The sequence below is a fragment of the Streptomyces eurocidicus genome, assembly GCF_002891295.1.
In the GTDB taxonomy this organism is placed as follows: domain Bacteria; phylum Actinomycetota; class Actinomycetes; order Streptomycetales; family Streptomycetaceae; genus Streptomyces; species Streptomyces eurocidicus.
Genome location: NZ_LGUI01000002.1, coordinates 1,013,895 through 1,035,901, shown reverse-complemented (window position 1 = coordinate 1,035,901; position 22,007 = coordinate 1,013,895). Strand labels below are relative to the sequence as shown.

General features: G+C 72.9%; 19 protein-coding genes. 17 read left to right on the top strand and 2 right to left on the bottom strand.

Annotated elements, in window-relative coordinates:
• Positions 1–14 precede the first annotated feature (14 nt).
• The 9 genes from AF335_RS36385 (at position 15) to AF335_RS09255 (ending at position 12,146) form a co-directional block, all read left to right on the top strand.
• Positions 15–461, top strand: coding sequence for a nitroreductase family protein (locus tag AF335_RS36385; protein WP_342353946.1), 447 nt, complete (start codon positions 15–17; stop codon positions 459–461).
• Positions 462–487: 26 nt separating this feature from the next.
• A complete protein-coding gene (locus AF335_RS09290) occupies positions 488–3,187 on the top strand; it encodes a lantibiotic dehydratase (protein WP_228773435.1) in 2,700 nt (899 codons plus the stop codon).
• Positions 3,184–4,254 carry a lantibiotic dehydratase C-terminal domain-containing protein gene (locus AF335_RS09285; protein ID WP_102917938.1) on the top strand — a complete coding sequence of 357 codons (1,071 nt, stop codon included), beginning with the start codon at positions 3,184–3,186 and terminating at the stop codon, positions 4,252–4,254. Before AF335_RS09290 ends, AF335_RS09285 begins: the two co-directional genes overlap by 4 nt.
• A 1,396-nt stretch (positions 4,255–5,650) precedes the next feature.
• Entirely contained in the window at positions 5,651–6,586 is a 936-nt protein-coding gene (locus AF335_RS09280) for an ABC transporter ATP-binding protein (protein ID WP_102917937.1), read from the top strand.
• The gene (locus AF335_RS09275) at positions 6,583–7,338 is read left to right on the top strand and encodes an ABC transporter permease (RefSeq protein WP_102917786.1); all 756 of its coding nucleotides are present in this window, start codon (positions 6,583–6,585) and stop codon (positions 7,336–7,338) included. The genes AF335_RS09280 and AF335_RS09275 overlap by 4 nt, the downstream gene beginning before the upstream one ends.
• A gap of 100 nt (positions 7,339–7,438) precedes the next feature.
• The gene (locus tag AF335_RS09270; protein WP_102917785.1) at positions 7,439–9,352 is read left to right on the top strand and encodes a TOMM precursor leader peptide-binding protein; all 1,914 of its coding nucleotides are present in this window, start codon (positions 7,439–7,441) and stop codon (positions 9,350–9,352) included.
• Positions 9,349–10,647, top strand: coding sequence for an amidohydrolase (locus AF335_RS09265; RefSeq protein ID WP_102917784.1), 1,299 nt, complete (start codon positions 9,349–9,351; stop codon positions 10,645–10,647). The genes AF335_RS09270 and AF335_RS09265 overlap by 4 nt, the downstream gene beginning before the upstream one ends.
• A 137-nt stretch (positions 10,648–10,784) precedes the next feature.
• Positions 10,785–10,943 carry a thiazolylpeptide-type bacteriocin gene (locus AF335_RS09260; protein ID WP_102917783.1) on the top strand — a complete coding sequence of 53 codons (159 nt, stop codon included), beginning with the start codon at positions 10,785–10,787 and terminating at the stop codon, positions 10,941–10,943.
• 99 nt (positions 10,944–11,042) lie between these two features.
• A complete protein-coding gene (locus AF335_RS09255) occupies positions 11,043–12,146 on the top strand; it encodes an LLM class flavin-dependent oxidoreductase (RefSeq protein WP_102917782.1) in 1,104 nt (367 codons plus the stop codon).
• Positions 12,147–12,187: 41 nt separating this feature from the next.
• Here the strand turns inward: AF335_RS09255 and AF335_RS09250 are convergent, their stop codons facing one another.
• On the bottom strand, positions 12,188–13,717 hold the full coding sequence (locus tag AF335_RS09250) for an MFS transporter (protein ID WP_102917781.1): 1,530 nt from the start codon (positions 13,715–13,717) through the stop codon (positions 12,188–12,190).
• Positions 13,718–13,820: 103 nt separating this feature from the next.
• Here AF335_RS09250 and AF335_RS09245 point away from each other — a divergent pair, with 103 nt between their 5' ends.
• The 5 genes from AF335_RS09245 to AF335_RS09225 all read left to right on the top strand — a co-directional run bounded on the left by AF335_RS09245 (position 13,821) and on the right by AF335_RS09225 (position 17,839).
• Positions 13,821–14,723, top strand: coding sequence for a helix-turn-helix transcriptional regulator (locus AF335_RS09245; protein WP_102917780.1), 903 nt, complete (start codon positions 13,821–13,823; stop codon positions 14,721–14,723).
• 216 nt (positions 14,724–14,939) lie between these two features.
• A complete protein-coding gene (locus AF335_RS09240) occupies positions 14,940–15,770 on the top strand; it encodes a ZIP family metal transporter (RefSeq protein WP_102917779.1) in 831 nt (276 codons plus the stop codon).
• Between the two features lie 237 nt (positions 15,771–16,007).
• Positions 16,008–16,325, top strand: coding sequence for a hypothetical protein (locus AF335_RS09235; RefSeq protein WP_102917778.1), 318 nt, complete (start codon positions 16,008–16,010; stop codon positions 16,323–16,325).
• A gap of 110 nt (positions 16,326–16,435) precedes the next feature.
• On the top strand, positions 16,436–17,107 hold the full coding sequence (locus AF335_RS35475) for a hypothetical protein (RefSeq protein WP_221505682.1): 672 nt from the start codon (positions 16,436–16,438) through the stop codon (positions 17,105–17,107).
• 96 nt (positions 17,108–17,203) lie between these two features.
• Positions 17,204–17,839 carry a TetR/AcrR family transcriptional regulator gene (locus tag AF335_RS09225; protein WP_102917777.1) on the top strand — a complete coding sequence of 212 codons (636 nt, stop codon included), beginning with the start codon at positions 17,204–17,206 and terminating at the stop codon, positions 17,837–17,839.
• Positions 17,840–17,945: 106 nt separating this feature from the next.
• Here the strand turns inward: AF335_RS09225 and AF335_RS09220 are convergent, their stop codons facing one another.
• Complete coding sequence (locus AF335_RS09220) at positions 17,946–18,629, bottom strand: hypothetical protein (RefSeq protein ID WP_102917776.1); 684 nt, start codon at positions 18,627–18,629, stop codon at positions 17,946–17,948.
• Positions 18,630–18,941: 312 nt separating this feature from the next.
• On the opposite strand from AF335_RS09220, the gene AF335_RS09215 reads away from it, so the two are divergent.
• The 3 genes from AF335_RS09215 to AF335_RS09205 all read left to right on the top strand — a co-directional run bounded on the left by AF335_RS09215 (position 18,942) and on the right by AF335_RS09205 (position 21,750).
• A complete protein-coding gene (locus AF335_RS09215) occupies positions 18,942–19,682 on the top strand; it encodes a class I SAM-dependent methyltransferase (protein ID WP_102917935.1) in 741 nt (246 codons plus the stop codon).
• Positions 19,683–19,852: 170 nt separating this feature from the next.
• Positions 19,853–20,971: a DUF5937 family protein gene (locus AF335_RS09210; RefSeq protein ID WP_102917934.1), complete on the top strand. Its 1,119-nt coding sequence runs from the start codon at positions 19,853–19,855 to the stop codon at positions 20,969–20,971.
• A gap of 179 nt (positions 20,972–21,150) precedes the next feature.
• A complete protein-coding gene (locus tag AF335_RS09205) occupies positions 21,151–21,750 on the top strand; it encodes a DUF4352 domain-containing protein (protein WP_170127642.1) in 600 nt (199 codons plus the stop codon).
• The last annotated feature ends 257 nt before the right edge of the window (positions 21,751–22,007 follow it).

Here is a 22,007-nt window from a genome sequence, read left to right as displayed (position 1 = left end):
GCGGGCCGCCCGGGGTGGACCTCGCCAGGAGTTACGTGTTCGTCAACCATGTCACCGGCCTGGAACCGGGCGCGTACGTCCACGTCCCGGAGGCCGGCGCCCTGGTCCGTGTCCTGGCCGGCCCGCACGGCTCCTTCCTCCAGGAGAACTACTTCCTGCGGAACTACAACCCGGAACAGGCCGGCGCGGTCATCGTCACCACCCTGCGGGCCACCGCCCTCCTCGACGCCGCCGGGGACCGCGGCTACCGGCTCGCGGGCGCCGTCGTCGGCGCCGCCGCCCAGGCCCTGTACACGGCCTGCGCCGCCCTCGGCATCGGCTGCGGAGCCGCCCTCGGCTTCGACAACGTGTCGTTCGCCGAGCGCCTGCGCCTGACCCCGGCAGGGGAGTCACCCCTGCTCATCACGATGGTCGGCAACGAGCTCCGCGGCCCCGCCGGCTACCGGTACGAGCTCGCCTGACGCGGCGTGGAACGGAGGTACCCGACATGAACACCCCGACCGGCCACCTCGGCGACCGCTTCATGGCCCGCGTCGCCGGCCTGCCCGTGGAGTCCGTCCGCGCCTTGCGCGCCACGGCGTCCGCCCGCTGGGCCCACGCCGTGCACGAACGGCGGACCCGGCTGGCCGAGCGCGGCGCCGCGCTGAGCGGCCCCCTGCACGACGCGATCCACGCCACCGAGGACGACGCCCTGCGGCGCACCCTCGTCAACCTCCGCCGGCAGGTGTTCAACAACAAGCAGCCCGCCGACTACCCCGGGGCCCTCGCCGCCGCCGAGGCCCTCGGCGGCCCCGCCGGCCGCGACCTCACCGCCTGGCTGCGCGACCGCAACAGGCTGGAGGAGTTCCTCGGCAGCGGCCCGTACCTCGTCCGCTCCGAACTGGCCCGGACCCGCGAGGAACTGCGCCGTATCGCCGCCGGGCCCCGCCTGCGCGAGGGGCTGCTGCTCGCTTCCCCGTCCCTCGACCAGCACCTCGACACCTACCTGAACCCGCCTCCCGGCCCTTTGGCCAAGCGGGCCCGCCGCGTCGAACGCTCCTTGACCGACTACGTGTACCGCACCGCCGTCAAGACCAGCCCCTTCAGCACGCTCACCGGTCTGGCGCTCGGCGAATTCCGCACCACGGGCGGCGGCTTCGGGCCCCGCGGCCGGATATCCGAGAAGTGGACGACCTATCCCCGGCTCAACGTCGCCGCGCTCGGCCGCATCGCCGACCTCGTCGTCGCCCACGACGGCCTCCGCCAGGACCTGCCCGTCGACCTCGTCACCGGCTGGCGCCGCGACAGCGACCGCATCCGCTACGTCCGGCGCAAGGTCACCACCGGGGACGACGATGCCGCCGTCAGCTTCGACTCCGTGCGCGAGCACCTGTTCTTCCTCCGCCACGGCGACACCCTCGGCCGGATCGTCACCGCGTGCCGCGAGCACCCGCACCTCCGCTACGGCGACCTCGTCACCCTGCTCGCCGCCGGAAACGACGTGCCGGCCGAGGACTACGACCGGTTCCTCGCCCTGCTGATGCGCCTGGGCCTGCTCCAGGTGCCGAGCCTGGGGACCCGCCCGCACACCCCCGATCCGCCGCGCGCCTTCCGCGACGCCGTGGCCGGCCTCGGCACACCCTGGGCGGAGCGGCTCGCCGGACTGCTGTCCGGCCCGCCCGGCGTCATCGACCGCTACCCGGCCGCCGGCCTCGCCGGCCGCCGGGACCTGCTCGCCGCGCTGCGCCGGGAACTGTCCGCCGCCCAGGAATCGCTGGGTACCACCGCCCCCGCCCTCCCGCGGACCCTTCTCTACGAGGACACCCGCTGCGCCGACGAACCGCTGGTCTGCGACCGGGAGCGCTGGGCGGACACCGTGGGCGCCTCGCTCGAGGCGTACGCCCGCATCGTCCCCGTCTTCGACACGTCCCTTCCGCAGCGGCTGCTGCTCAAGTCCTTCTTCCTCGCCCGCTTCGGCCGCGGCGGCCGGTGCGAGGACCTGCCCGCCCTCGTCCACGACTTCCAGGAGGACATCTACGAGCAGTACGCGCGGGTCACCGCGCGGTACCGGCCGTTCGCCGAGGACGGTTCGTACACCCCGCTCGACAACTGGCTCGACTCGCCCGGGATCCAGGCCCTCGACCGCGCGCGCCAGGAGCTCGCCGTACGCATGCGCGCCCTCCGGGACACCTGCCCCGACGGTGGCGAGGAAGTCGTCCTGGGCACCGCCGCCCTCGACGCCGTCGCCGCCGCCCTGCCCCGCCCCGAGGCCCACCGTCTGCCGCTGAGCCACTTCCTCCAGCTCACCGAGCGCGCCGGCGAACCGCTCGCCGTGCTCAACCGCACCTGGGGTGCCCTCGCCTTCCCCTTCTCCCGCTTCACCCACTGCTTCCCCGACCACGGTCCCGCCGGCCTGGCCGGCGCCGTCCGCGCCGCCAACCGCGGCCTCCTCCCCGACGGTGCCGTCTTCGCCGAACTCACCGGAGGGTTCGCGACCACCAACCTCAACCTGCACGGGCGGCTCACCGACTACGAACTCCTGTGCCCCGGCGAGTCCGGCTCCGCACCCCCGGGCGCCCGGATCCCGCTCGACGACCTCCGCCTCGACCACGACCCGGACACGGACCGGCTCGTCCTGCGCTCCGCCCGCCTCGGCCGCGAGATCGTCCCCGTCTACCTCGGCTACCTCGTTCCCATGGCCCTGCCCGAGATCCCCCGCACCCTGCTCCTGCTCTCCCCGTCGGCGTTCCCCGTCCTCGACTGGTGGGGCGGTGTCCCGGCCGGGGAGACCCCGGCCGGCATCACCGCACGCCCCCGCGTCCGGCACGGCCACGTCGTCCTCAGCCGCCGCTCCTGGTCGCTGCCCGCCGGCCTGCTGCCCGTACGCCGCTCCGGCGCCACCGACGCGCAGTGGTTCCTGGACTGGCAGGAATGGCGCCACCGCAACGGCATCCCGGAACAGGTCTTCGCCACCGTGCGGGCCCCCGGTGACGGACCCGGGCGGACCACGCGCGGCAAACCCCAGTACCTCGACTTCGCCTCGCTCCTGGCTCTCGCCGCCTTCGAGGCGGGCCTGAAGGACCCCGCCGCGCACGTCGTCCTGCGCGAGGCCCTGCCCGGCGAGGACGACGCCCGCCTCGCCTCCGGCGACGGCCGGCACGTCACGGAGCTGATCGTCGAAACCCACCAAGGGCGGTGCACCCCATGACACGCGACCCCATCCGCCGGCCCCCGGCCCCCGCACCCACCGAGGGCGCCTGGCAGGCCCTGCACGTCTTCTATCCCGGCAGCCCCCGGCCGATGCTCACCCGGGCCGTCCGCCCGCTGCTCGACGCCCTCACCGCCGAAGGGCTCGTCACCAACTACTTCTTCCTCAACTACTGGCTCGAAGGCCCCCACATCCGGCTGCGCCTCAAGCCCGTCACCCCCGCCGCCGAGGCCGAGGTCAGAGCCCGGGCCGAGACGGCCGTCGGCGACTTCCTCCGCACCCGGCCCAGCCTCTACGAAGTGAAGTCCGACTACTTCGTCGACCTGTACAACACCTTCTTCGACCGGGAGTTCACCGAGGAGGAACGGCGGCCCTACCAGAACCCCGACGGCCGCATGCGCCTCCGTGCCCCCAACACCTACAGCTGGGAACCCTACGAACCCGAATACGGGAAATACGGCGGCCCCGCCGGCATCGCCCTCGCCGAATGGCACTTCCGCCACTCCACCGACCTGGTCATCGACGCCATGCGCACCATGAACCTCCAGGTGCGCACCGTCCTCCTGGGTTTCGCCGCCCAGCTGATGATGACGATGACCGCGGCCTTCCTCGACGACACGGCCGCCATCGCCGACTACCTCGACCGCTACCGCCGCTTCTGGCAGCGCGCCTTCGCCGGCACCCCCCTCGTCGCCGACAGCGCCTTCGACCGGTCCTACGAGGCTACGGGCGCAGCACTCCGCACTCGCTTCGAGACCGTCCGCCACGCCCTCGCCACCGGCCGGACCGGCGAACTCCCCGGCTTCATCCGCACCTGGGCCGATCACTGCACCGAGCTGCGTGGCTTCGCGAGCGAGCTGGCCACCCGCGGCGACCTGGAATTCAAGAGCCGGGACGGCGCCGGCACCGTACGCGTCGACGACGTCGGCGCCGCCCTCCGGATCCTCCTCTCGCCCTACCTCCACATGACCGCCAACCGGCTCGTCGTCACCATCGGCGACGAGGCGTACCTCGCCGGCCTGCTCGCCACGGCCCTGCGCGACGGAGACGGAACGGGAGGCGCATGACATGAACGCCTCCGACAGGGCACGCGACATGACACCCGGTACGCCGTCGGGCACGGCGTCCACGCTCCTCGGACAGCGCCCCGCCCGGCGCCCCGACCTCGTCCTCGGTCCCCGGCTCCGGCGCGGCCCCCGGCCCGTCCACCTCGTCAAGGACCCCGTCTCCGGGCGCTGCCACGAGATGGGCGAACGAGAGTTCTACATCCTGAGCCACCTCGACGGCGGACACACCCTCGACGACATCGGCCGCGACTACGCCCGGCGGTTCGGCGGACCCTTGCGCGCGCACTCCTGGGAACGACTGCTCACCCTGCTGGCCTCCCGCCGGCTGCTCGCCGGCACCCGCCCCCTCCCCGCCCCGCCACCGAACGCGCCGACCGCACCCACCCGGCAGGGCCTGCTCCGCGCCGACCTCCCCTTCGGCGCCCCCTCGGCCCTCCTCGACCGCCTCCACCGCTCGCCCCTGCGCCACCTCCTCACCCCTCGTGTCCTCGTCCCGCTGGTGGCCGCCGTCCTCGCCATGGAGGCGTATCTCGCCGTCCGGCTCCCCGACCTCACCGACCGCATCGGCGGTCTCCGCGACCACCCCGACCTGGCCGTCCTCGCCTTCGGCCTGATCTGGGTGAGCTCCGGCCTGCACGAACTCGGCCACGGGATCACGGCCCACCACTTCGGAGGCCGCGCCACCCGGGTCGGCATGCGCTGGCGCGCGCCCATGGTCTACCTCTACTGCGACATCGAGGACGTCGCCCTCTTCCCCGCCCGCCGGCAGCGCGTCGCCACCGCGGCCGCCGGAGTCCTCGTCAACCTCGTCTTCCTGCTGCCGTTCTTCCTGCTCCGGCAGTGGCTGCCGGCGGGAGAGGGGCCCACCCGGGACGCGCTCGCCTGGCTGCTGCTCTTCGGCAGCGTCCGCGCCTGGCTCAACTACCTCCCGCTGCCGCGCCTCGACGGCACCGCCATGATCGCCCACGCCTTCGGCGTCCTCGACCTGCCCGGCGAGAGCCGCCGCTTCCTGCGCCTCCTCGGGCCGGGCCCCGCACGCCACGAGAGGCTCCTCGGGGCCTACCCGCGCCGGCTGCGGGCCCTCTACCTCGGCTACGCCGCACTCGCCCTGCTCACCGGCTGCGCGACCGCGGCCGCCGCCCTCACCCTCGTCGCCCTGTGGGTGCCCGGACCCCACGGTCCGGCCGCGGCGATCGCCCTCGCCACCGCGGCGGTCCTCCTCGCCGTGATACGGGCCGTGGGCGTACGGATCGGCGCCCGCCGGCACCCCGCCGCGCACGGTGGCCCCGCTCCGGAACCACCGCCGGCCCACCCGCCCCAGGACCACCCCGCCCCCGGGGCCCCGGTCCGCCTCACCGCTCCGGCGGCACCGCCGGAGCCCGGGGAAAGGAACCCCATGACCGCGCCCACACAGCACCCACGGACGGCCGCCGAACCCGCCGTCCTCATCGACTCCGTCCGCAAGACCTACGGCGACGTCCACGCCCTCGACGGCGTCTCCCTCACCGTCCACCGCGGCGAGTTCTTCGGTGTCCTCGGCCCCAACGGCGCCGGCAAGACCACACTGATCGAGATCGTCGAAGGGCTGCGCCGCGCCGACTCCGGCACGGTCCGCGTCCTCGGCCGCCCCCCGTGGCCCCGCAACCGGGAACTGCTGCCCCGCATCGGCGTGCAGACGCAGGCGTCCGCGTTCTTCGTCCGCCTCACCGCCGCCGAACACGTGGAGACCGTCGCCGCCCTCTACGGAGTCGGCCGCGCCCGCGCCCACGAGGCCCTGGACCTCGTCGGACTCACCGGCAAGGCCCGTACCCAGGTCGAGAAGCTGTCCGGCGGCCAGCGCCAGCGGCTCGCCATCGCCGCCGCCCTCGCCCACCGTCCCGACGTCCTCTTCCTCGACGAACCCACCGCCGCCCTCGACCCGCAGGCCCGCCGCGACCTGTGGGGCCTGCTCCGCGACCTCAAGGGCCAGGGCCGGACCATCGTCTGCACCACCCACCACATCGACGAGGCGGAAGCACTCAGCGACCGGGTGGCCGTCGTCAAGGACGGCACCGTCATCGCCCTCGACGCCCCCGCCGAGCTGATCCGCGCCCTCGGCGCCCCCACCCAGGTGCTGGTCCCCACCGGCCAGCTTCCCCCGGACGCCGCCCGCGGCCTCGACGGCGCGGACCAGGTCACCACCGAAGGCCCGTACACCGTGGTCACCACCCGCGCCGTCGGCCGGGTCCTGGCCGCCGTCGGCCGGGTCGCCGAGCTCCAGGAGGTCCGCACCCGGACCGCGACCCTGGAGGACGTCTATCTCGCACTCACGGGAACGGAGTACCGGACATGACCGCGTACCGGGCGCTCGCACGCGCCCACTTCCTGGCCTTCCTCCGGGACAAGGCGTCCCTCTTCTTCACCTTCGCCTTCCCCCTCGTCTTCATCCTCATCTTCGGGCTGCTCTTCGGCAGCCGGTCCACCCCCGGCGGGGGCAGGGTCATCGACTCCCTGGCCCCCGGCGTCATGGCCTGGGGCGTCGGCAACGGCGCCGTGTTCGGCGTCGCCTACACACTGATGCACTGGCGGCGCAACGACGTGCTGCGGCTGGTGCGGATGTCACCCGTGCCGCTCCCCACGGTCCTCGCCGCCCGCTTCGCCGTCGTCCTCGGCGTCGGCATCGTCCAGGCCGTGCTCTTCATCGCCGTCGCCACGCTGCCCGTCTTCGGCCTGACCGTCTCCGCCGGCGGCATCCTGCTCTCCCTGCCCGTCCTGGTCCTCGGCATCCTCACGTTCTTCGCCGTCGGCCTGCTCGTCGGCAACTACGCGAACACACCGGACGGCGTCGCGGCCGTCGCCAACTGCCTCATGATCCCCATGGCGTTCCTGTCCGGCTCGTTCTTCCCCCTGAGCTCCTCGCCCGGCTGGCTCCAGGGCTTCTCCCGCGTCCTGCCGCTGCGCTACATGAACGACGGCTTCGACAAGGTCCTCACCGGCACCCACGGCGCGGCGTCCCTCCTGGGCCCGTGCACGGGCCTCCTGGTCTTCGCCGTCATCTTCGCGACGCTGGCCGTACGCACCTTCAAGTGGAGCGCCGAGTCATGACCGCCGCCGGCCACCCGCACCGGCCGAGCGCGGCGGCCCCTGCGGCGGGACCGCTTCCCGCCGCCGGCCGGACCCGTGCCGCACAAGGGAGAACCGCGTCATGATCCCCGAAACCGCCACCGGCCCCCCGCCCGTACCGCTCGCCGCCGCGGCCGTCGCACTGCAGCGCCTGCTCGCCGAGCGCTGCGCCGCCGGGCCGCCGCCCGCCGTCGTTCCCCTCGGCACCACCGACGTCCTGGAACCCGAACGGGACGGGGTCGCCGGCCGGGCCCGCGCCACCGTGCACCTCACCCCCGAGGCCGTCCTCATCGGCCCGTGGACCGCGGATGGCGGACCGCCGCCCGCCTGCGGCCGCTGCCTGGCCATGCGCCGCCAGCGGCTGCGGCCCCGCCACGAACGCGAAGGACTCGAATTCGGCGGCCCCCTCCAGGCCACCGGAGCCTGGCCCCCGCTGACCCGTTACCTCACGGACGCCGTCTGGTACGCGCACCAGCAGACCCTGGCCGCCGCCGACCGGCGCGGCCCCCGTCCCTCGGCCGCCCTCGTCACCCGCATCGACCTGGAGACGCTCCGCACCCGGACCCACCCTCTCCTCGCCGACCCGCTCTGCCCCGCCTGCGGCGACCACCGCAGCCCCGACGACGCCCCCGGCCGCCTCACCCTCCGTTCCCGTCCCAAACCGTCCCCGACGGTCTTCCGGCAACTGCGCCCCGCGCAGTACCGGCTGCCGGTCCAAGCCCTGGCCAACCCCGTCTGCGGGGCCCTCGGCACCGGCACCGCACGCAACCTCGCCTCGCCGACGACCGCCCCCGTCGCCGGCGGCACCCTCATGCGCGGCCACACCACGCTGACCGAGATGGCATGGAGCGGCCAGGCCAACTCCTATGCCCTCAGCCGCGACCTCGCCCTCCTCGAAGGGCTGGAACGCTACGCGGGCACCCGCAGGCGCAACCGCCGCCCCGTCCTCACCGCCCCGTACGCCGACGTGGCCCGGGACGCCCTCGACCCCCGCGAGTGCGGCCTCTACAGCCCGGCCGCCCACGCCCACTACGACCGGCTCCGGCCCTTCGACCCGCACCGCCCCATCCCCTGGGTCTGGGGCCACTCCCTGCGCGACGACCGTCCCCTCCTCGTGCCCGTACGCCTCGCCTACTACGCCACCGGCACCGACGCCGACAACTTCGTCTTCGAGTGCTCCAACGGCTGCGCGAGCGGCGGGAGCCTTGAAGAAGCCACCCTCTTCGGCCTCCTCGAACTCATCGAACGGGACGCCTTCCTGCTCGCCTGGTACGGCGGCGTCACCTTGCCCCGCATCGACCTGGACACCGTCGACGACGCCGAACTGCGCGGCATGACCGACCGCGCCGCACTGTGCGGCTACGACGTACGGGTCTTCGACAACCGCATGGACATCAGCACCCCCGTGGCCACCGCCGTCGCCGTCCGCCGCGACGGCGGGGACGGCTCCCTGGCCTTCGCCGCCGGCGCCAGCCCCGACCCCGCCACCGCCATCCGTGCCGCAGTCGGCGAAGCGCTCTCCTTCGTGCCCGCCCTGCCCGCCACCGTGGCCGACCGCCGCACCGAACTCCTCGCGATGGCCCGGGACTTCGACCGCGTGCGCCACCTCCGCGACCACGCCGCCCTCTTCGCGCTGCCGCGGATGCGCCGGCACGCCGCCCACTACCTCGGCCCCGCCGCCCCCGTCCCGTACGCCGTCCTCTACGCCGGCCTTCCCGGCCCGTCCGCCACGGACCTCCTGGAAGACCTCCATCGCTGCCGCGACGAACTCGTGCGCGCCGGATTCGACGTCATCGTCGTCGACCAGACCTGCCCCGAACAGCGGCCCCTCGGCCTCCACACGGTCTGCACCCTCGTGCCCGGTCTGCTGCCCATCGACTTCGGCTGGCCACAGCAGCGCGCCCCGCACATGCCCCGGATGCTCTCGGCCCTCCGCCGGACCGGCCTGCACAGGACCGAGAGCGACCTCCACCGCGTCCCCCACCCGTTCCCATGACCACACCACGCGACCTACGTGTCAAGGCGGCCGCCCTCCGCTCCGCCCACGACACGCTGCGCCCCGCCCTGGAGCTCTACCTCGCCCTGCACAGCCGCCCCGAGCTGCCGGGCCGGGAACACCGCACGGCCGCCCGCCTCGCCCGGGAAGCCGCCGACGCCGGATTCACCGTCACCCGGGACGTCGGCGGCCACGGCGTCGTCGCCGTCCTGCGCTCCGGCGACGGGCCGGCCGTCATGCTGCGCGCCGAACTCGACGCCCTGCCCGTCCGCGAGCGCACCGGCCTGCCGTACGCCAGCAAGATCCGCGCCATGGGCACCGACGGCCGGCACACGCCCGTCATGCACGCCTGCGGCCACGACGCGCACCTCGCCGCGCTGGTCGCCACCGCGCGGGCCCTCGCCGGGCCGCAGGCGCGCGGCGAGTGGAGCGGCACGCTCCTCCTCGTCGGACAGCCCGCGGAGGAGACGCTCACCGGCGCCCGCGCCATGCTCGCGGACGGCCTGTACACCCGCTTCCCCCGCCCCGACACCGTCCTCGCCCAGCACCTCGCCCCGCTGCCCACCGGCTGTGTCGCCCACGCCGCGGGCCCGGCCACGGCAGCCGGTGTCACCCTCGCCGTCACCGTCCGCGGCCACGGCGGACACGCCGCGCTGCCCTGGCTCGGCGGCAACCCCCTGGAAGCCGCGGCGGCCGCCGTCACCCGGCTGCGGCCCCTGATGCCGGCCGGAGTCCTCCTCACCACCGGCACCTTCCACAGCGGCGAACAGGCCAACGTCCTGCCCGAACGCGCCGACCTCACCCTCGGCGTCCGCGGCTTCGACGAAGCCGCCGTCGCCCGCGCCGCCGCCACCGTCGAAGCCGTCTTCCACGAGGCGGGCACCGGGGACCTCTCGGTGACCGTGGCACCCCGCACCCCCCTCGTCCCCTGCCAGACCGGCGACCTCGTCCTCCGCGCCGCCGTGCGCCACGCCCACGAGGCCGTCCTGGGCCCCACCCGGGTCCTGACCTGCCCGCCGTCGACGGCCGTGGAGGACTTCGCCTGGTACGGACCGGCCGGCGCGGCCCTGCACGGCGCCCCCGCCGTCCGCACCGCCTACTGGATGACCGGCGCCACCGGCCCCGCCCAGTGGCGCGCCGCCCCCGGCACCACCGCCCGGGAAAAACTCGCCGCCCTGCCCCCCAACCACTCCCCGCGCTTCGCCCCGGACCCCGTACCCACCCTGCGCACCGCCGTCGCCGCCCTGACCGCGGCGGCCCTGCGCAGCCTGGGCCCGGGCAGCGGCAGCGGCTGAGGTGACAGCGATGTGTCAGCTCCATGGCCCCCGGGGTGCCAGCACCACCTGGGAGAAAGGAATCGGGCGGGAAACACCGCCCGAGGCATCCGACAGCTCCCGCCCCGGGAGCGTCCCAGAAGCGGAGGAGCACACCCATGGCGACCAACGAGCTGGCCACCCTGGCCGAGGAAATGCTGGCGCTGGAGTCCGAGAACTTCGAGATCACGGACTACGCCGAGACCACCGAGACCTTCCTGGAGGGGACCACCAGCACGACGTCCTCCACGACCAGCACCACCAGCTGCTGCGCATAGCGGAACGGCGGCGGCGCACCCGCTGCGCTGCCGCCCTCCACGGCGCGGCGCCGGCGGGCGGCTGACCGGGGAGGCGAAGAAGAGACAGGAGACGCAGCCATGCGACCCACCACAGCAACCCCGTCCACCGCATCCGCACAGCCGATGCGCCACGGAATATCCCTGCTCCCCGACTGCCGGCGGCACAGCCGGTCGGCGGGCGCCTACTATCGCGACGTCCTCGCCCTCACCCGGTTCGCCGACCGGGCCGGGATCGACTACGTCAAGATGACCGAGCACTACCTGGGGGAGTACGGCGGCTACTGCCCCAGCCCGCTCACCTTCCTGGCCGCGGCCGCCGCCCGGACCCGGAACATCCGGCTGATGACCGGGGCCACGCTGCCCGCGTTCCACCACCCCGTGCAGCTGGCCGCGCATATCGCCATGGTCGACGCGCTCAGCGACGGCCGGCTCGACGTGGGCCTCGGCCGTGCCTGGCTCCCGTACGAGTTCGAGGCGCTCGGCGTGCCCATCGACGAGAGCCGCCCTCGCTTCGAAGCGACCACCCAGGCCATGATCCGGCTGTGGACGGAGGAGCGCGTCACCGAGGAGACCCCCTACTTCTCCTACCGGGACGCCACCTCGCTGCCGCCCGTCACCCAGGACCCGCACCCGCCGTTGTGGGGCGCGGCCGTCCGCTCGCCCGAGAGCTTCGGCTGGCTGGGGCGGAACGGGTTCGGCGTCATGCTGGCCCTCGCCCCGCTCAAGAAGGACGTCGGCGTCAGCCGGTACGTGATCGACCTCTACCGAGAGGCGTTCACGCCCGGAGCCGGCGCCCACGCCGGCCCGAGGATCGCCCTCAGCACCCCGCTGTACGTGGCGGCCACGGACGACGAGGCGTACCGGACCGCCGAGCCGTTCTACCGCGAGTACATGGCCGTCTGGTCCGAGGCCGCCGCGTCCTGGACGACCACCCGGTCCAGCCAGTACGCCGGGTACGAGGCGATGGGCGCCCACGCGCACCAGCTCACCGACTTCGACGTCCGCCGGCACGGTACGGCCGTCATCGGATCCCCGGGCACCGTCGCGGACCGCATCCGGGAACTCCGCGAGGAGTACGGCGTCGACACCTTCCTCTGGCAGGTCGACTTCGGCGGCCAGAACCTGGCACAGATGATGTCCAGCATGCGGCTCTACACGGACAAAGTGCTGCCCAGGCTCTGAGTCCGGGAGCGTTCCCGCGAACGAGGCGGCCCGCTTCCCGGTCAGATGACCGACCGGACGGCACCCGGCCCGTCCTGGGCCAGGGGGTCCGGACGGGCGTCGTCGGCGTCGGCGGAGGCCCTCGGCAAGTGCCGCAGGGCGAAGACGCCGAGTGCGGCGTGGAGGATGCCCGCTACGGCGGCGGCGAGGTGCAGACCGGTGACGAAGGCCGACTTCGCATCGCCGACGACCGCGGCCGCGAGGCCGGGAACCCGCAATGTCTCGTTGAGGGTTCCGGCGACGGCGGGTCCCTGGAGCCGGAAGACCAGGGCGGCCAGCGAGCCGAGGAGCGCGATGCCGAGAGCGTTGCCGAGTTCGTTGCCGGTCTCGGCGATCGCCGCGGCGGATCCGGCGCGTTCCGCGGGAACCGCGGCCACGGCGGTGTCGGCGACCACGCTGAAGGAGATGCCGTAGCCGAGGCCGGTGACGACAGTGGACGCCACGTACCAGCCGATACCGCTGGAGACGCCGGTGATCAGCAGCGGGAGCAGACCTGCGGCGATGAGGAAGTGACAGGTGATGAGTGCTGTCCGTGTGCCGGTACGCGCGACCAGTGCCGGTGTGACGACGCAGGTGGCGGTGAGCACGGCCGCGCCCGGGAGCGCGACGAGGGCCGAGTCCAGGACCGTCAGTCCGAGGACGGACTGGAGGTAGATGCCGCCGAGGTAGGCCGTCGCCGACCACGCGGCCAGCGGCAGCAGCCCGGTGACGGCCGCGATCGTGAACGTCCGGTCGCGGAAGAGGCTGAAGTCGATCAGCGGGTGCTCAAGGCGGAGTTGCCGCCGGGCGAACCACCCCAGGATGGCCATGCCCGCGATCCCGGTGACCACCGGGATCGTGGCCGGCCCCCCTGCGGCAGCGCGCTTGACCGCGTAGACGGTCAGCAGGATGCCCGCGGCGGAGAGCAGGACGCTCAGGACGTCGATGCGGCCGGTACGTGTGGGACGTACCTCGCGGAGCAGGACCGGGGCCAGGACCAGGAAGAGCACGACGACGGGGAGATTGATCAGGAAGACCGAACCCCACCAGAAGCCGCTCAGCAGCTGTCCGCCGACGACCGGGCCGATCGCGAAGCCGGCGGCGAAGGTGGCGGCGAAGATCCCGATCGCTTTCGCCCTCCGGCGCGGGTCGGTGAACAGTTCGCCGATTACCGCCAGCGCCGACGGCAGCAGCGTGGCACCGGCCACGCCCATGAGCGCCCGGAAGGCGATCAGCAGTTCCGGCCCGGGGGCGAAGGCCGCTCCCGCCGAGGCCGCGCCGAACACCGCCGTGCCGGTCATCAGGAGCTTCAGCCGCCCGTACCGGTCGCCGAGGTTCCCGAATGCGATGAGCAGGGACCCGACGGCGAATCCATAGGCGTCCAGGATCCACAACGTCTGGTCGGCGGTCGGCGACAGCGCCTCGGAGATCTTGGTCATCGCCAGGAACAGGACCGAGCCGTCCATCGCGACCAGCAGTACCGGGCCGAGTACCACCAGCAGGCCGAGCCACGCCCGCAGACCGGGTGAGTGAGAAATACGCTGTGCGTTCATGCGTCCGACGGTGCGATCCCGTCCGCCCGGCAACCATCCCCGCGTCATGGGTACACCTCACAGGGACACCCGGACACGGACCGCGGCGCCTACGCTCGGGGACATGGAACTGGAGAGCCTCGGGGCATATCTCAAGACCCGCCGCGACCGGGTCACGCCCGCCGACGTCGGACTGCGCGCCTACGGCACCGCCCGCCGGGTACCGGGCCTGCGCCGCGAAGAGCTCGCCCAGCTCGCCGGCGTGAGCGTCGGCTACTACACGCGGCTGGAGCAAGGCCAAGCCGGCACCGCCTCCCGACAGGTCCTCGACGCGCTCGCCAATGTGCTCCGGCTCGATCCGTCCGAGACAGCCCACCTGCACAACCTCTCCCGTCAGCCCACCACATCACACCTGGTCCGGCCCCACCCGGAAAAGCCGCATCAACGGGTGCTCTCGCTCCTGGCGTCCCTGGGAGACGGCACGCCGGCCGTCGTCCTCGGCCGCCGCGGCGACGTGCTGGCCTGGAACCGCACCGGACATGCCCTCGTCGCGGAGCACGTCGCCTTCGAGGCGCCCCGCGATCCCGCGCGACGGCCGTCCATCCCCCGGATGTTCTTCCTCGACCCCCTCACCCGGGACCTTCACCGGAACTGGGACGAACTCGCCCGCGTCCACGTCGCCTACCTACGGCTCACCGCGGGCCGGTATCCCACCGACGCGCGGCTGGCCGAACTGATCGGCGAACTGGCCATGCGCAGCCGTGACTTCGCCGGGCTGTGGGCCGAGGGCGACGTCGCGGACTGCACCGTCGGCGCCATGCATCTGCGACACCCGACCGTCGGTGACGTCGGCGTCGACTACCAGGTGTGGCTCCAGCCCGAGAGCCCCGACCACCGGCTGGAGGTCTACACACCCCACGACACCGCCTCGGCCGACGCGCTGCGCCTGCTGTCCGGCCAAGTCGCCGATCGACGGGAACCCGAGGCGGCCCGTGCCGAGGCGGCCCGGCATCCGGCCTCTCGGTGACGGTGGCCACCGACCGAAGGGCGGGATCAAGCCATACCCGGCCCGCCGCAGTCGTACAACAGAACCGGGTTGCCGCCATGACACCGTGGTGCTAATGCCCTCACCTGCAAGGTAATGGGTACGCCAAGAATGCGCCCCGCCCTCTATTAGGTGAGCCTTACTTGGCTTAATGTCGGCGTTCACTCCCCCACCCCTCCGATTCGGGAGGCGCCCTCCATGTCCAGCTCCCAGATCGCCCTGCTCGGCGCCATAGCCGGCTTCACCATCTACCTCGGGCTGCCCCTGGGCCGCCTGCGGCGGCCCACGCCCCGGCTGAAGGCCGGGCTGAACGCCACCGCCATCGGCATCCTGGTCTTCCTGGCCTGGGACGTCCTGACCCATGCCTGGGAACCCGTCGACGGCGCGCTCAGCGACCACCACTGGGGCACCGTCGCCGCCAACGGACTCGTCCTGGCCCTCGGCCTCACGGTCGGTCTGATCGGTCTCGTCTTCTACGACGCCTGGAGCGCGCGCCGTCGCGACGCGGCCGCGCCCCGTCCGGACGGCCCCGGGGCCGCGACCGTCGCCGAGCCCGTTCGCGCGTCCCGCACGCAGGCCGGTGAACTCGCGCTGATGATCGCCACCGGCATCGGCCTGCACAACTTCGCCGAGGGCCTGGCCATCGGCAACTCCGCCGCGCAGGGTGAGATCTCCCTCGCCGTGCTGCTCATCATCGGCTTCGGCCTGCACAACGCCACCGAGGGCTTCGGCATCATCGCCCCGCTGGCCGCCGAGGGCGAACAGCCGTCGTGGCTCACTCTTCTGTGGCTCGGCCTGATCGGCGGCGGCCCCACCCTCGTGGGCACTCTGCTGGGTCAGCGCCTGGTCAACGAGACGCTCTCCGTCGCCTTCCTGGGCCTGGCCGCCGGGTCCATTCTCTACGTCGTCATCGAGCTGCTGGCCGTCGCCCGCAAGGCCGCCCTGAAACAACTCACCACCTGGTGCGTCCTGCTGGGCCTCGTCCTCGGCTTCGCCACCGACGCCGTCATCACGGCGGCGGGCGTCTGACCACGGCCGCGGGGGCGACCTCCTCCGCGGCCCGCCTCTCTACCGGGGGAGCAGGCGGGCACGCTCCGCGCCCACGCGCAGGGGAGCGGGACCTCTACGCGGATATGCGGGTCCCGTTCCCGGTACGAAACGGACCGGGCGTGTCGCGTGTCGCCAAGGGCCGGGCGTCGTTGACCGTCACGAGGCTTTCGCCTCACTTTCTCCGCCATTGAGCAATCCCGAGAAGAAGGATCAGTGATGCGTCTTCCCCGTCCCGTGATCGCCGCTCTCACGGGCCTCACCCTCGCCCTCGCCCTTCCCACCGGCACCGCCCTCGCCGCGAAGGGAACCTTCTCCTGGGTGGGCCCCAAGGGCAAACCCTTCTACGTCGACAACCCGCCCGACAGCAAGTGCCTCACCATGAGCCAGGAAGCCCGCGCCGCCCACAACGGCACAGCCGTACCCGCCACCGTCTACAAGGGCAAGAAGTGCAACGGCACCGCGCAACACCTCGCACCCGGCGCCCAGGCACCACGCGGCTCCACCTTCGCCAGCGTCAAATTCGGCTCACGCTGAACCACACGCGCCCCGCCGCCCGGGCGAGCCCAGCCGCCTGCCCGGGACCGGACGCCTAGCGGCAGAACCCCGGGCCGGCCGGCGGCAGCACCACCTTTAAGGTGTGGCGCATGGTGTTTCCCGTACACGCCCTCGCCCACCGGCCGCTCACCGCGCGGGCCGTCGCCGAACTCGTCGGCCTGTCGGCCGCGTCCTGCGTCTCCGACGACTTCGACGCGGTCGACGCCGAGGTGCGACGGCGCGGATGGAGCTGGGAAGAACACCTGGTCTGCGAATCCTTCCGCACCGCGGAGCAGCATGTGCTGTGTTCCGACGGCGTCAGTCCGTTCGGGGATCCGGACGGACGGGTCTTCCTGGTCTTCGGAGAGCTCTACCCCGTCGACCCGCACGACGAGAAGATGGCCAACGGACCGTGGCTGTACGGGCTCATGGACCGCTGGCAGGAGCAGCCCGGCTGGAGCGGCCGCAGATCATGCACCGGCCAGGACTGCGAGACCGTACTCACCCAGGCCGCGCAGGCGGTGACCGCACACCTCGGCACGCCTCCCGAGCGCATGGTTCCGTCCTCTCCGGCCATGGCGAACGGTCCCGCGCTCACCCATCGCATCTGGCGCACCCCCACCCACGCCCTGATACTCGGCCCCGCGGCCGACAACGGCCCCTACGGTTACCTCACCCATCTGCAGCTCTCCTGCACTCCTCTCGCCTGCGGCCCCGATCTGCCCGCCGCGGACGACGAGGACGGCCTGACCGACTGGATCACCACGCACGTCGACTGGTGACGCCTCCGGGCAGGGGCCCGTACCCCTGCCCGGGCCAGGCACAAGCCTCATGTGATGCGTCAAGCGCAAAGTTGCCACCGCTATAAGGTTTGCTCCATGAGCACTCAGACGCCAGGACTCCGGGAATCCAAGAAGCGCGAGACCCGGCAGCTGATCTCCGACCACGCCACCCGCCTCTTCCTCCGGCAGGGCTTCGAAGCCACCACGATCAGCGACATCGCCGACGCCGCCCGCGTGGCCAAGAAGACCGTCACCAACTACTTCCCCCGCAAGGAAGACCTCGCCTTCGACCACCACGAGGAATTCACCGCCGGCCTCGCCCGCGCCCTGACCGGCCGCGCACCGGGTGAGACCGCCCTCGCCGCCCTGCGCCGCGCCTTCCTCGGCGCCGCCGCCCGCCAGGACCCCGTCGCGGGGTTCGCCGGGGCCGACTTCACCCGCATGATCGCTGACAGCCCCACCCTCACCACCCGCCTGCGCGACCTCCACGACCTGCGCGAGGAAGCCCTCGCCCACGCCCTCGCCGAGGCCACCGGCGCCCCCGGCGACGACATCACCCCCCGCGCCGCCGCCGCCCAGCTCGCCGCCGCCCACCGTGTGCTGTTCCGGCGGATCCAGGAACTCACCCTGGCCGGGCGCGCCCCCGGCGAAATCACCGCCCTCGTCAGCGCGGACGCCACCACTGTCTTCGGCCTGCTCGAACCCTCGCTCGGGGACTACGCGCCCGCGTAAGCCGCTACGCCCCCGCCAGGCCCGTACGGCGCCGGCCCCTGGGCGTCTTCCACCGCTTTCGGTGGAAGACGCCACCGCCGGCTCGTTATCGGGTCGTCAGCCGCGTTCAGTGCCGCTGCGGACGGGCGGAACGGTCGATGCGCAGGTTGCTCGTCCTGACCGACTTGTCGACCGAAGTGCTGTTGTCGATCGCGGTGCTCTTGTCGACCGTGCTGCTGACCTCGGCGTCCGTGCTCTGCCCGCAGCGGTTGTGGTTGGCCTGCTGGACGTTGGACAGGTCCGCGGTGCCGCCCTTGCCGCCGTTGGCGGTGGCCCCCTGGTGCTGCGCGCCGTTGCTCGCGCCGGAGCCGCCGCTGCCCGGTCCTCCGGTGCCGACGCCGCCCCTGCCGGGACCGCCGGCGGCGGGACCACTCGTACCGGAACCGCCCGGGGCCGAGCTGCCCTCGTCGCCGAAGACGGGGCCGCCGATGTTGCCGAAGCCGCCGCCGTTGTCGGCCGCGCCGGAACCGCCCCGGGCATTGCCGCTGGTGGCATTGCCACCGGCCCCGTTGCCCCCGGCGCCGGAACCGCCGGAGCCGTCACCGCCCACACCGACCCCCAGGAGATCCTGGGCCTGGCGCACCAGCGCGGTTCCGCCGGAGGCGTCGACCAAGGTGGCGTTATAGGGGTTGTTGCAGTAGATGTGCGTGGAACCCTCGCCCTGGTCCGCGGCCGAGGCGGTCCCGCATCCCATCCCCAGAGCGGTAACGACCAGCGTGGCGGCGGCAGCGGCCCTCTGAACGATGCTCACAGTCTTCCTCCCAGTCGGCGCCGATGTACGTATGACCGGCGTACTTTCACGTCGAGTGAACTGCCGACCGTGTGAAAAGTGACGGGTTGAGGAGGGTTAACTATGGTGCGCCGCCTTTACGGTATTCACTGCCCGCCGGCACGGGCTCCAGGGAAGGGAGGACGATCCCACCGGTCGTCCGATACGCACACGCGGCCACGGCATCTTCGTGGTTTCCGCCAGTGCGGCGCCCCGGCCGGTCGGAGGGAGACTTCCCTCCGGGGGCCGCGGCCTGTCGTGAGGGCCGACGCCGTGTACACAGGGGGCAGCGACATGAGCGGTCAGCTGTACGACGGGATCGGCGAGGCGTTCGAGGGCTTCAAGACCCTCCCTCTCGCGCGTTACGCGGAGGTGCCCGGCTTCCTCGCCCTCGTCGGTGACGTGCACGGCAAGTCGGTCCTCGACCTGGCCTGCGGAACCGGCTTTTACAGCCGGGAGTTCATGCGCTGCGGCGCCTCCCGTGTCCTCGGCGTCGACATCTCCCGCGCGATGGTCGGCGCGGCCCGGGCCCTGGAGGACAGGGACCCCTTGGGCGTGCGCTACGAGGTCGGCGACGTCGCCGGGCTGCGCGCCCTCGAACCGCGCTTCGACGTCGCGGTCGCGGTCCAGCTGTTCAACTACGCCGAGGACGTCGCCACCATCGCGCGGATGTGCCGCAACATCCACCGCAGCATCACCGACGGGGCCGAGTTCTTCGCCTTCGCGCAGAACCCGGATTTCCGTTTCGGCGGGCCGTCCCTGGCCAAGTACGGCTTCCTGTGCGAATCGCTCGGCGAGGAGACCCCGATCGGGCCGCGTGTACGGATCACCGCGCTCCTCGACCCGCCGATCTCCTTCGTCGCCAACCCGCCCGGCCGCGAGGTCTACGAGGAGTGTCTGCGGGCGGCCGGATTCGACGAGCTCACCTGGGTCCCCCTGGAAGTCTCCGCCGATGGCGTGCGCGCGTACGGCGAGGACTTCTGGGACGACTACACCACCAATCCCCCACTGACGATGCTGCGCTGCCGCGCCTGACCCCGGCCCGGCCCGGGTGCGCAGGCACCTGCTGTGGCGGTGCTCCCTCGTGTGGGACAAACCCGCACCCTGCTGAGCCGTATCCTCCGCACACCCGGGTGGTGGATTGGCGCGGGACGTCAATCGATGCGAGCGTCGCGCCGCTGAGCAGGCACGATGGGGGTATGAGCGTGAGCATCGACATCACGGGGCTTCCGGCGCGGGCGATCGTCTTCGAGACGTCGCCGCTGGCCGAGCTGAATCTGGCACTGCACGCCCTGTCCGAGCCGGAGCACCACCCAGGGCTGCGGGGCTGGGCCTCGGCGACGGCCGCGTCCCTCGACCGGGACCTGGCCAGCCGGCTTCACGAGGCCGACTTCCTGTGGCGCAACACCTTCTCCGATCTGTTCCTGCCCTTCGCGGGGGTACGGGGCGGCGACGGGCGGGCCGGGACGACGCTCGCGGAGGACCTGGACCTGCTGGACCGGCTGGACGACGAGCAGTTCGTCTCCGCGGCCCTGGAGTTCGCCTCGCTCGCCACCTACGCCACCGGCGGCCCCTCCCCGCTGGCCGACGCCGCCACCCGGGAGCGGGCGCTGGAACTGGCGGCGGCCCGCGGCCCTCAGCAGTGGGAGTTCACCGGACGGCTGCTCGCGGACCCCACCGCGGTGCGGGTCTGGGTACGGCGCCTGGTCGAGGACTGCGACGAGGCGTTCTTCGCCGACGTCTGGCAGCGGGTACGGGGAACACTCGCCGCCGACACCCGGCACAAGACGCAATTGCTGCACCACAAGGGACTGGCCGAGGCGCTGAACGCGGTCTCGCCCGCCATGGTCCTGGAGGAGGACGGGGACAGGCGGCGGATCCGGGCGGACAAGCTGGCTGACTGCCAGGCCACCGCGGTCGACCCGGCCGTGGGAGGGGGCCTGACATTCGTCCCCTCCCACTTCGCCTGGCCGCATCTGATGATCCTGCACCGGCCGGGCTGGCGCCCGGTCGTCCACTACCCCCTCGGTTCCCCCGAGCTGCCCGCCCCGGCCTCTGTCGAGGTACTCAAGCTGCGTCTGGAGGCGCTGGCCCACCCGGTGCGGATGCAGATGTGCCGCAGCACCGCCCGCTCCCCCCACACCACGGGGGAGCTCGCGAACATCCTCGGCATCAGCGCGCCGGAAGCCTCACGGCACCTGGCGGTACTGAAGAAGGCGGGACTGATCGTCACGCGGCGCCGCGGCCGGTATGTGCTGTACCAGCTCGACGTGAGGGCGGTGTCCCGGCTGAGCAGCGACTTCCTGGAAGGGGTACTGCGCTGACACACCCCCGGGAGCAAGGATCCGCCGGGCCGGCCCCGCCGCCGGAGGCGTTGCCACAGTTTGATCACTCGAGTGTCACAGAAAGCCCACCAGGGCCCTTGGGAGGCGGGGCCGGCGCACACCTGGAGTAAGAATGTGCACGTCAAGTCGGACCATTCATATTCACGGGGGATCCACCAGTGCGTCGTCAGTTCACCGTCGCCGCGGCCGTCATCGCGCTCGCCGCCACCGCCACCGCCTGCGACAACGGCACCGAGGACACCGGCGGCCGGCCCTCGGGCAGCGCGCCCGCCGGGCAGCACAGCAGCGCCCCCGCGCCGGCGGCGTCGAGCGCCGCACCCGGCAAGGGCAGCGGAGGCGGGCACGCCGTCGGCGCCACCTTCACCCTGAAGGGGAAGAAGGCGGGCTCGCAGGTCGCGGTCACGCTGAAGAAGTGGGCCGACCCGGCCCACAGCTCCAACAAGTACCTCCAGCCGTCCGCGGGCAAGCGGTGGGTCGCCGCCCAGTTCGAGCTCGTCAACACCGGCACGACCGGCTACGAGGACAGCCCCTCCAACGGCGCGAAGGTCCTCGACGCACAGGGTCAGGTCTTCACCCAGAGCATCGGCCGGATCAGCGAAGGCCCCTCCATACCGGCCACCGTGAACCTGGCCGCGGGGCAGAAGGCCACGGGCTGGGTGGTGTTCTCCGTGCCGGAGAACACCAAGCCCGCCTCCGTCCGGTTCGCGCTGGACTCCGGCTTCGCCAAGGACACCGGCGAATGGACCCTGAGCAAGTGACCTGACCCCCTGCGGCTCCACGGCCCCGCGGCCCCGGCCGGCCCTCACCGCTCGGGCCACCGGTCGGCGGAGCCCGTGGCCGGGGTGTCCCGGGGCCGGCCGACGGAGGGAACGGCCGGAGCCGCGGGCGACGAAAGCGGTACCCGGCAGGGCGAGGCCCAGGCCGAGGATGACCAGGCTCATGCCGGAGCTGATCTGGATGTTCGGGAACGTGGGGTGCTTGAGATGGGTGAGGACCAGACCGGCCCACAAGAGGG